Origin of the sequence: Moraxella oblonga NBRC 102422, from assembly GCF_001598275.1 — a bacterium.
GTDB lineage: Bacteria > Pseudomonadota > Gammaproteobacteria > Pseudomonadales > Moraxellaceae > Moraxella > Moraxella oblonga.
In genome coordinates this window covers 1-11,183 of sequence record NZ_BCYQ01000055.1, presented here as the reverse complement: position 1 = coordinate 11,183, position 11,183 = coordinate 1, and the positions used below count along the sequence as shown (strand labels likewise).

Genomic DNA, 11,183 nt, shown 5'->3' with positions numbered 1-11,183 from the left:
ATACAATCCAACCACCTTTTGGTTTGACCTCACAAATCACTTTTACCCATCTAATAAAACCGCCCCATTGGAGCGGTTTTTTATTTTGTTAGGCAGATTTAGCTTGGTTGTTTGGTTTGGGTAGATTCAATCCCACAACGAACCACCTCTTTATCTGTCATGCCTTGCAAAAAGGCAAGAGCCTCCTCTTCGCTCATCTGATTGGCATACGTTTCAGCTTTTTTGAAAAATGGCTTGGCAGCCACTTCTGCCAAAAATGCCTTTTCTTCGTCTGTTTCTGTATTTGGCTCGCCTTTTAGTGCTTTTTCAAACAACGCATCAATGGTGGCATTAAACTTTTGTCCTGTTTGACTGGCAAAAAACTCATCAGCTTCCTTAAAATCTTCTTCGCTTAGAATCTTTTTAAAATATGGTTCAAGCACCAACAGATAATTGGCAGTACCATCTTTATCCAGCAAACACGTCATCTGTGTTTGTGTCAGTTCATAATCTTCAAAAATGATACGCACAACCAAAGTACGCATTGCTTTGACTTGATAATCTAGATAAGCATTTGTGTTGGGGGTGGGTGTTTGAGCTTGGGTTTGGACTTGGGATTGTTGGGTGGTTTGTGGTGCTTCGCTCGTGGTGGGGGCTGGCTTATCGCAAGCGGTCAGCATGATAGCCCCAACCATCAATGTAGAAAATAAAGTGGTTAATTTCATCAGTCGTTTTTCCAAAAAGAATTTAATTGTAGCACAACTTATTATCTTTTAAGCGTGATTTTGCAAAAATATACACAAAACATTTATGCTAACGAATTTTTGATAGAATATGCCGTAAATTTATTCAAATTATTAACGATACTGTTTGATTTTTTTAAACTTAGGTGTAAAATAGGATATTTAAAAAATCAATCATCGGAGTGCTTATGATTACCTTACGCCAGTTAGAATTTGCCCTTGCCGTTGCCAAACACAAACATTTTAAACGTGCTGCCGAAGAGTGCAACATCTCCCAATCCGCCCTAAGTTTGGGCATTGCCGAACTTGAAAAACAGCTAGATACCCAGATTTTTGAACGCAACAACAAACAAGTACTCATCACTCCCATAGGCGAGGCGATTTTGGAGCGGGCATTGCGAGTGTTTAGCGAGGTCAATGATTTGACTACGTTGGCACACAGCCACCAATCACCACTGGCATATCCGATGACGATTGGGATTATTCCCACCATCGCCCCCTACCTTTTACCAAAAGTATTACCCAGCCTAAAAAAGATACACCCCAATTTTGAGTTGTCTGTTATTGAAAAACAAACCGAGCGACTCATCGAGCAGGTGCGTTATGGGCAGATTGACACGGCGATTATCGCCTTGCCGTATGTCGTTGAAGGACTGCACATATTTGAGTTTTGGGCAGAAGATTTCTTTGCCATCTTCCCCAAAGGTGATGAACATAGCAAATTGCAACGCATTGACAGTGATGAATTATCAAAATCCAACCTACTTCTACTCAATCATGGACATTGTTTAACCGATCACGTCTTGTCTGTGTGTGCAATGAGCAAATCTGATTTTAAAACTGCTTTTGCTGACGCAAGCCTAAACACCATCATACAGATGGCACTGGCTGGTATCGGCACAACCTTAGTGCCAAAAATGGCTCTTGACCAGATTCCCGAAGAATCCGTAACCGCCCTACCCATCAGCGAAAAAGGACCTCACAGACGTTTGGCATTCATCACTCGCCTCAACTACGCCCGTGTCAATGACGTGAAAATTTTAAGTGAAATTTTCAATCAAGTACTAAGCCAAGCTAACCGCTAAAAAACATCGCACCATAAAAACAAAAAAGCAGGTTTTACAACCTGCTTTTTACTCATCATCAATGATGATTAGTTAACGTTTTGTGGAGCAAGAATGGTAAGCTCTACACGGCGGTTTGGCTCATAGGTGTTGCCAAATTGGGTGGTAGCACCACGACCATAAGCACTGATACGGCTTGGATTTACACCTTGATTGGTCAGGTAGTTAGCCACGGCAACAGCACGGTTTTGTGATAGGATTTGGTTGGCGTTAGCATTACCTTCAATAGAAGCATAGCCGTTTACCACAACAGAAGTTTGGTTGTATTGATTTAGGGTGTTGGCTACTTGATTTAGGGCATTATATGAAGCAGGTTTGATGTCATATCTACCTACATTAAAGGTAATGGCTTCTGGAATGGCAAGGTTGATGTTGTTGGTAACAGGATCACGAGTTACCTCAATGCCAGTGCCAGCAGTTTGTTGTTTTAGTTGAGCTTCTTGACGGCTCATGTACGCACCAATACCAGCACCCAATGCAGCACCGATGGCAGCATCACGACCAGTCTTTTCACCACCAGTTGCCTTAGAGATACCAGCACCCAGTGCAGCACCTGCCAATGCACCCAAACCTGCTTTGGTGGTAGCACTAGCATTGCCAAGAGTAGTACCAGTACCAGTAGTGGCACAACCTGTGATAATCATGCTGGCTGAAACGGCTGAGATAGCAAGAAGTTTTTTCATGGAATTTTCCTCAAAAAATAGGGCGATGCCCAAATGTTGTTAAGTTGATGAATATATTATGCACGAATATTTGAACAATTGTGTTGTAGATGTGTAATGATGCGTGTAGTTTGCATGATAAATCTTGTGCTAAATATTACAAAATGTTTCAAGAGAGCCGAAAGCTGATAAAGTTTTTATCACTTTAACAGGAAATTTGCTAAAATAGTGTGCAAGCATTGACTATTTTATCTTTTTATCATGAAAACCTCCAAACCTTTACCTTTTATTCAAAAACTGCACGACAAACACCCCAAAATCGCCCAAAAACTCTCTATGACCACAGGGTTTGGCACGATTGCTTTAAACAGTATGGTGATTGGTACACCGTTGTATGTTTCAGGTCTTGCCAAGACTTTTTTCAACTCCAAAAAAGGTGATAAGGCGGTACTAGACATCGCCAACCACTGGATACACGTCAACAACACCTTGATTGATAAAGTATTACCCAAACAAGATTGGCAAATCAGTGTACCTGATGATTTAAAACCCGATGGCAAATATTTACTCATTTGCAACCACCAGTCATGGGTGGATACTAGCATTATCCAATACGTGAGTGAAGGCATCTTACCGCTTACTCGCTTTTTTGCCAAACATGAGCTGATTTACATTCCTATCGTGGGGCAGGCGTTTTATTTTTTAGATTTTCCGATGATGAAACGCCACACCAAAGAGCAAATCGCCAAAAATCCTGCTCTTGCCAATCGTGATTTGCAAGAAGCCAAACGAGCGTGCGAGCTGTTGCAAGACAAACCTTTTGTGCTACTTAATTACCTAGAAGGCACACGCTTTAACTCCCAAAAACACCAAAAGCAGCAGTCGCCCTATACCCACCTTTTAAAACCCAAAGCGGGCGGATTTGCGTTGGCACTTGCCAGTCTTGGTGATAAGATTGATGGTATTTTGGACATGACCATAGTTTACCCTGACGGTGTGGCAGAATATAGTGAGCTGTGGCAAGGTAAAATCAGACGTTTGGGTGTAGACATTCGCCACATTGACATGGATAAGGCATTGTTTGATGACATTATAGCAGGCAAATACGACACAGACGAAACCACCAAACAAGCCCTATATGCATGGATAGATAAGGCATGGCAAGCAAAAGACATACGCATACAAGAGATGTTGGAGCAGTTTCATGGATAATGCTCATAATAAACCATCCCCCAGCACCACCTCTGACGTGCCTGATGATGTAATACCACTATTTGGTCAGCAGACACCACCAAGTCGCCCAAGCAAAGCCAAAATCGCCTATGACATTGCGTTATTGCTTTTATTGGCGGTGGATTTGGTGCTGATTTTGGCGGACAACATTTTAATGAGCGGTTTGGCAAATAAACTTGCCGAGTGGATGGGATTTTCTCACCTGCTTGGGCAGTACGCCGTACATTATCATGATGACATTTCTGCGATTGGTGGTGTTTTTACGGTGTTTTGGGTGGTAGAATTGTCATGGCGTTGGGTGCGAGCGATAATCAAAAAAACCTATTTTCGTTGGTTCTTTTTCCCTTTTGTGCATTGGTACGAAACGCTGGCTTGCTTTCCTGCATTGCGTGCGTTGCGACTGTTGCGAGCAGGCATCACCATCAAACGACTGCACGACATTGGGGTGGTAGTCATTCCAAAAAAATGGATAAAATCTGCCCAATTTTATTATCATGTACTCTTAGAAGAGTTGTCCGACCGTGTTATCTTGACAGCGATTGGTAATTTTCGCAATCAAATGGAATACTCCCAAACTCATCAAGAGTTGCTACAAAACACCATTGACAAAAACCGTGCCAAACTTGAAGCGGTGGTTTTGGATTTGTTAAAAAAAGAACTTACACCCAAACTGCAATCTGCTTTTTTGGCACATACAGGCACACAACTGTCTAAAAATGTCGGTCTGGCGGTGGAACAAGCACTCCTTGATACCCCCGAGCTACGCAAATACCTAAAACTTATCCCCATAGCAGGGAGCATGATAGAAAGCCAAATCACTCATGTGGGTCGGCACATTGGTGAAAACATAACCTCTGCCATTAATGCTCATTTGTTTGATGATAAAACACTAGATGCTTTGATGACAAATGTCGCTCATGGCATAGCGAACATTGACACCACACACCCACAACTTCAAGCGTTGGTTGGAGATGTGGTAGATGACGCCCTAACTGCTTTTGAAGCCCAAGTCAAAACCCAACAATGGAAACATAAAGAACAGTTACACCTGTGATTTAGCGATGATTTTTTGTGCAAAACCTGCTAAAATGACACGAATTTGAATTTGGAATAGATTATGAGTGCAATTGCATTATTTGGTAAAATGCTTAGTTTTAGCCGTCTTAAAATCATGACAGATGATTTGGCAGTGGTTAAAAGCGAGCTTGAAAGTTTGGTGGGTGGCAAAACCCCCATTCCTGTGGTGATTGATAGCGACATTGGTGTGGATTTAGAAGCATTAGTTGAGATGCTTTGGGGGCTTGGCATACAACCGATTGGCGTGGTTGAGGGTGCTTTAACCAAACAGGCGAACGCACTTCGTTTGGCAACTTTCCCCTCGGACGGCAAACGCATTGAAAGACTCAAACCCACCGAAACAAAAACAACCACCAGCCCAGACCACACCCCAAACACAAATGACCCCACCAAAAACATCAGCAATACTGACAGCACCAATCTTATGGAAAGTGTTGAAAATGTTGAAAGCGTTGAAAATATCAATGATATAAACACTGACGATACAGACGTAGCCACCAAGTTAGCAGATGATACAAATGACAAATTTAGCGTGGACATTGTTACTGATATTTTGGAGCTAACAAGCCCTGCCAACACGCCTGCTTTTGCCGACACCGAAAACCTCGTGCAAGCTGTACCAACCAGCACTGAGGTTGGTTCATTTAGCCAAGAAGTTTTTGACGAAGAAAAAGGCATGACCAGCAGTGTACACAACTATATGCTACGTTCGGGGCAGAGCATTCAGCATTTGGGTGGGGATTTGGTAATTATCGGTGGCGTAAACAACGGTGCCGAAGCAATCACCGACAACAACCTGCACATCTATGGACATGGTCAAGGTCGCCTTGTGGCAGGAGCGACAGGTGATAAAGATGCTCGTATTTTTTGCCAAAAGTTCAACCCATCACTCGTATCGGTGGCAGGGACATATTGCCTACGTGAAGCAATCCCTGCTGAGATGATAGATAAAGCAGTACAAGTAAGCTATGATGCTGACAAAGGGTTGATATTTACCCTTATGACGCATTGATAAGCAATCATAATCCATAAAAACTGTGCTATAATAGCAAGTTTCATTTATTTTCAAGATTTTAGGGAGTGTTATTGTGGCAAAAATTATTGTCGTAACTTCAGGCAAAGGTGGTGTGGGCAAAACCACCACCAGTGCATCCTTTGGTGCAGGTCTTGCCTTGCGTGGCTTTAAGACAGTCGTGATTGATTTTGACGTAGGTTTGCGTAACCTTGACCTTATCATGGGTTGTGAAAACCGCATTGTGTATGATTTTGTTGATGTGATTAATGGTACTGCCAGACTCAACCAAGCACTCGTACGTGACAAACAAATTGAAAATTTATACATTTTGCCCGCTTCTCAGACTCGCGACAAAGATGCCTTGACCACCGAAGGTGTGGAAGCGGTGATGAATGAGCTTGCCAATGACTTAAAATTTGATTATATCGTATGCGACAGTCCAGCAGGGATTGAGCGTGGGGCTCAGCTTGCCATGTATTTTGCAGACGAAGCACTCATCGTAACCAACCCCGAAGTATCAAGCGTGCGAGATTCTGACCGTATCATCGGCATTTTACAATCTCGCCCCAGAAAAGTTGAGCAAGGCGGTCGTGTGCGTGAGCATTTGGTGATTACTCGCTACAACCCAGAGCGTGCTGCACATGGTGAGATGATGAGCATTGACGACATCGCCAACGATATTTTAAAAGTGCCACTCATCGGTGTTGTACCAGAAAGCAACGCTGTACTTGAAGCATCTAACCAAGGCTATCCTGTGATTCATTATCCTGATTCGGCAGCAGGTCAATGCTATGATGATATTGTGGCAAGATTTTTGGGCGAAGAACGTCCGTTTCGTCATTTGACTGTCAAGAAAAAAGGCTTTTTCGCCAGATTATTTGGAGGTTGATATGGACATAAAAGGATTGTGGAAAGCATTATTTGGTAGCGAAGAAGAATCAAAAAGTGCCTCTATCGCCAAAGACCGCCTAAAAGTCATCGTGGCAAGTTCCAACCATCTAAACACTCGCCTAACCCAAGAGCGTGTTGATGAGATGAAACGTGAAATTTTGGCGGTGGTGAACAAATTTGTCAGTGGCGTCCAAATCAATGATGTCAACATCAAACAACGCAACGAAGACAGCTTGGACGTGCTAGAACTTAGCATTAACCTACCTGACAAATAATATAACGATATAAAATAATAAAAAACACACTTTCGGGTGTGTTTTTTATTGGATTTTGGGCAAAAAAGGCGTATAATATAAAGAGAATGGTTATTGTTTATATTATTGGAGTGAATATGTCTTTATTTAAACCCACAATGATTGCCATGACGGTATTGGCGTTGCTGACTGCTTGCGGTGGCGACAAACCTACCCAGACCGAACCCAAGACAGAAGCCAAAACCGAAGTCACCTCTCAAGCCAACCAAACCACCCAAACCAACACAGCAGTGGATTTATCTGCCGAAACAGCCGAATACAAAGCATGGGTACAAACCCAGATTGACAGCCTTGTTACCGATACCGAACAATTTGTCGCCCTACTTAAAGAGGGCAAAACCGATGAGGCAAAAGCCATCTATCCTTTGGCAAGAATGTATTTTGAACGTAGTGAGCCGATTGCCGAAAGTTTTGGCGACCTAGACCCTCGCATTGACAACCGTGAAGCCGACCTTGAACAAGGTGAAAAATGGACAGGATTTCACGCCATTGAAAAAATCCTTTGGACACAAAACACCACCAAAGGCACCGAAGCATTTGCCGACCAATTACTTGCTGATGTTAAAGAGCTAAAAGCCAAAATCCCCACAGCAGAAGTTACGCCAGAGCTCATGATTCAAGGTTCGGTAGATTTGCTCAATGAAGTTACCACCACCAAAATCACAGGCGAAGAAGAGATTTTTTCTAAAACAGACTTGTATGACTTTAAGGCAAATATTGAGGGGGCGGAGAAAATTTTCCAAATTTTTACCCCAAAATTAGAAGCCAAAAAACCTGAATTGGTTGCTGACCTAAAAGCCAAATTTGCTGATGTCAATGCCCTATTGGATAAACACAAAGTGGGCGAAAAAGATTATAAAGGCTATGATAAATTGACCCCTGACGAAATCAAAGCATTGGCAGAGGCCGTCAATAAATTGGGTGAACCATTAGCACAAATGGGCGTGGTGATGGAATAAGTTGCTTAGCCGTATTAAGCCCCAAAATAATGTTGTTTAGAGGTGAAATTGCAATTCGCCTTTCTAAAAATATACAATCAAAGTTTATTTGGTATAAAAAGCATTGACTTTGGTTAATGCTTTTTATTTTTAAAGGAACAAAAAATGCACAACCGCCGTCAATTTTTAAAAAATGTAGGACTAATGAGCGTTGCCAGTGTACCATTGTTAAGTGCTTGTACGCCAAACAACCCCTCCCAAACTTCCAATAACGCCACTTTGGACAAAGACAACAAATCAAAAGCCAACAAAAACCCCTTTGCCGATTTAAAATATGATTTTTATGGCACACACCAATCAGGCATCACCACGCCTGCCCAACGCCACACCTATTTTTTGGTGGCAGAATTACACAGTACTGACGTGAATGAAATCCAGCAGATGTTTAAGGACTGGACAGCATATTCAGCCAAACTGATGGCAGGTAAAAACATCAAGCCCTATGACCAAAATCCCCATCTGCCGCCGAGCGATACAGGTGAAGCGGACAGTTTGGGGGCATACGGTTTGACATTGACCTTTGGCATTAGCCCATCTTTTTTAAAAAAATTAAACCTAGAACACAAAGCCCCACCCGAATTTTCCAACTTACCCAACTTCCCCAGAGACCAGCTCAAACCACACCTAACAGGGGGCGACATTTGTATTTCTGCGTGTAGCGAAGATCCACAGGTCGCCTTTCACGCTGTGCGTCAGCTTGTACGTCAAGCTCGTTCACTCATCACGATGAAATGGTCGCAATCAGGCTACAATGCCTTTGATGATGGGGCGGACACACCACGCAATCTATTTGCCTTCAAGGACGGCACGGCAAACAAAGAAACCTTAGAAAACACAGACAAATGGCTTTGGATTGGCGAAGGGGCATTTAAAAACGGCTCATATTTGGTCGTGCGTCTGATTCAAATGCACCTTGAAACATGGGATAGAACTTCACTCGTTGGGCAAGAAGATACCTTTGGTCGCCATCGTGAAAGTGGGGCAAGCATTGGCAAGACGGACGAATTTGCTCCCCTTGACATTCATGCCAAAGATGACAAAGGCAAACTGATGGTAGGTGAAGCCAGTCATGCAGGCATCGCCAAACGTACAGGGCTACAAATACTCCGCCGTTCGTATTCGTATAGCAGTGGGATTGATGACAAGGGGCAGTTTAATGCAGGGTTGTTGTTTGTCAGTTTTCAAAAAAATCCAATGCAATTCTCCGTGATTCAAAATGCCTTTGGCAATAATGATAAAATGACCGAATACACCACACACATTGGCTCTGGACTATTTGCTTGTTTTGGGGGCGTAGAAAAAGGTGGCTATTTGGGGCAAGGATTATTTGAGTAGGAGGTTGATAATGCGAAAAATTTTTTTATCAGTGCTGATGATGGCTGTGATGATGCCAAATTTAGGCATTGCCAACACACCCGCCACACCACCCCAAACGCCACCCACCCAAACCCAAGCCACCAAAGTCAATTTTAGCCCCATTTTTGTCGGTGTGTCCGATGTGATGACTTTGGCAAAAAATGGTGAAACCGACAAAGCCAAAGGCGAATTGGCGATTATTTACGAGAATTTTCAAAAACTTAGCATTGATGATAAGCACAATGAGCTAAAAACTACCGTGCTGACCGCTTTTGACACCGCCTTACGCACACCAAATGCTGACACTTTGCAAGCCTTATCCACCGCCCTTTACACCCTAGAAAAAGCCCAAAACCCTGTGGATTATACACAAGCCAATGAGCGATTTGCGAGCAAAATCACCCCTGCGTTGGCAACTTTGGGCAAGGCAATTAATGCTTTTAAGACGGATAAAGACTTGGATAAATTACGCCTTGCCTATGACAATTTCAACCGTGTCTGGGTGGCAAACGAACGAGTGGTAAGAAATACACAAAAGTCGCATTATGGCACGATTGAGACAGCAATGGCTCTCCTGCGTGTGGCAATAGAAACACAAAATACCACCAATATGGACACACAATTTCACGCCCTACAATCAGCAATTGACAGCTATATCAAGGGCAAACCACTCACCATACCCAAGATGGATGAGAATGTGGATTTGGCATATGGCATTCGTCTGCTTGAACAAGGACTTGATGAATTTCAAAACAGCAACATCACAGACGGTCAAGCCAAATTATCCGAATTTATCACCAGCTGGGCAGTATTTGAAGGTGAAGTAGCTACTCGCAATCCCACACTATACACCCAAATTGAAAGTCAAATTCCCATCATCATGGCAAAGGGCGACATCGCCAGCCAAGACAAGCTATCAAACATCATCAATGATTTAAAAAAAATCAACCCAACCGCTCATTATACCGCAGTAGACAGTATGCTTATCTTGCTCCGTGAAGGGTTAGAGGCCTTGTTGATTGTTATGGCACTCATCACGGCATTGAACGCAAGCGGTCAAAAGCAAGGCAAAAAATGGGTCTATGGTGGGGTTGGTGTAGGGCTTGTGGGGAGCGTGGCGGGGGCGGTCGCCTTTTATACACTGTTTCCACAGATGGCAAGCGGAGCGAATCGTGAGATGTTGGAGGGTGTGGTTGGCATTGGGGCGGTCGTGATGATGGTTGGTGTTGGGGCGTGGCTACACTCCAAATCATCTGTCAAAGCGTGGAATGCTTATATTCAACATCAGCTTGGCAAGGCGATGACAACAGGAAGCTTTGTTTCGTTATTTTTACTTAGCTTTTTGTCGGTGTTTAGAGAAGGGGCAGAGACGATTTTGTTTTATGTGGGGATTTTACCTGCGATTGCAATGAGCGATTTTTTAATAGGTATTGGTTTAGCACTTGGTATTTTGGCGGTGGTAGCAATATTGTTATTTAAAACTTCCTTAAAATTACCCATTCCGCTACTATTTAAAATTTTGACCGTTACTATTTATCTGCTTGGCTTTAAAATATTGGGCGTGAGTATTTTAGCACTACAATTAACCAATCATCTACCAAGAACAATGCTTGATTTTACTGCCCTACCCATGATTGGTATTTATCCTAGTATGCAAGGGCTTTTGGCACAAGGGCTATATGTGGCAATCATCGCATTCACAACGCAACTGGGCAAACAAAATTCAACCAAACAAAACCACAATCAATCAACTTGAACTTTATGCTCATTAAACCCAAATTTATACTAACC

Annotated in this window: 11 protein-coding genes; 9 read left to right on the top strand and 2 right to left on the bottom strand. The window is 42.9% G+C overall.

Features of this window, described 5'->3' with window-relative positions:
• Positions 1–98 precede the first annotated feature (98 nt).
• A complete protein-coding gene (locus MOB01S_RS11205; RefSeq protein WP_066805440.1) occupies positions 99–704 on the bottom strand; it encodes a hypothetical protein in 606 nt (201 codons plus the stop codon).
• Positions 705–910: 206 nt separating this feature from the next.
• On the opposite strand from MOB01S_RS11205, the gene MOB01S_RS11200 reads away from it, so the two are divergent.
• The gene (locus tag MOB01S_RS11200; RefSeq protein ID WP_066805438.1) at positions 911–1,807 is read left to right on the top strand and encodes a hydrogen peroxide-inducible genes activator; all 897 of its coding nucleotides are present in this window, start codon (positions 911–913) and stop codon (positions 1,805–1,807) included.
• 68 nt (positions 1,808–1,875) lie between these two features.
• Here the strand turns inward: MOB01S_RS11200 and MOB01S_RS11195 are convergent, their stop codons facing one another.
• On the bottom strand, positions 1,876–2,529 hold the full coding sequence (locus tag MOB01S_RS11195) for an OmpA family protein (protein ID WP_066805436.1): 654 nt from the start codon (positions 2,527–2,529) through the stop codon (positions 1,876–1,878).
• A 240-nt stretch (positions 2,530–2,769) separates the two neighbouring features.
• On the opposite strand from MOB01S_RS11195, the gene yihG reads away from it, so the two are divergent.
• The 8 genes from yihG to MOB01S_RS11155 all read left to right on the top strand — a co-directional run bounded on the left by yihG (position 2,770) and on the right by MOB01S_RS11155 (position 11,148).
• Positions 2,770–3,720: a 1-acylglycerol-3-phosphate O-acyltransferase, YihG family gene (gene yihG / locus MOB01S_RS11190; RefSeq protein WP_066805433.1), complete on the top strand. Its 951-nt coding sequence runs from the start codon at positions 2,770–2,772 to the stop codon at positions 3,718–3,720.
• On the top strand, positions 3,713–4,795 hold the full coding sequence (locus MOB01S_RS11185) for a hypothetical protein (protein WP_066805429.1): 1,083 nt from the start codon (positions 3,713–3,715) through the stop codon (positions 4,793–4,795). Before yihG ends, MOB01S_RS11185 begins: the two co-directional genes overlap by 8 nt.
• A gap of 63 nt (positions 4,796–4,858) precedes the next feature.
• The gene (gene minC / locus MOB01S_RS12820; protein WP_066805426.1) at positions 4,859–5,830 is read left to right on the top strand and encodes a septum site-determining protein MinC; all 972 of its coding nucleotides are present in this window, start codon (positions 4,859–4,861) and stop codon (positions 5,828–5,830) included.
• A gap of 76 nt (positions 5,831–5,906) precedes the next feature.
• Positions 5,907–6,722: a septum site-determining protein MinD gene (gene minD / locus MOB01S_RS11175; protein WP_066805409.1), complete on the top strand. Its 816-nt coding sequence runs from the start codon at positions 5,907–5,909 to the stop codon at positions 6,720–6,722.
• A gap of 1 nt (position 6,723) precedes the next feature.
• Positions 6,724–6,999, top strand: coding sequence for a cell division topological specificity factor MinE (minE, locus tag MOB01S_RS11170; protein WP_066805406.1), 276 nt, complete (start codon positions 6,724–6,726; stop codon positions 6,997–6,999).
• 116 nt (positions 7,000–7,115) lie between these two features.
• On the top strand, positions 7,116–7,997 hold the full coding sequence (efeO, locus tag MOB01S_RS11165) for an iron uptake system protein EfeO (RefSeq protein WP_084349725.1): 882 nt from the start codon (positions 7,116–7,118) through the stop codon (positions 7,995–7,997).
• A gap of 144 nt (positions 7,998–8,141) precedes the next feature.
• The gene (locus MOB01S_RS11160; protein ID WP_066805400.1) at positions 8,142–9,371 is read left to right on the top strand and encodes a Dyp-type peroxidase; all 1,230 of its coding nucleotides are present in this window, start codon (positions 8,142–8,144) and stop codon (positions 9,369–9,371) included.
• A 10-nt stretch (positions 9,372–9,381) separates the two neighbouring features.
• Positions 9,382–11,148, top strand: coding sequence for an FTR1 family iron permease (locus MOB01S_RS11155; protein ID WP_084349724.1), 1,767 nt, complete (start codon positions 9,382–9,384; stop codon positions 11,146–11,148).
• Positions 11,149–11,183: the final 35 nt, after the last annotated feature.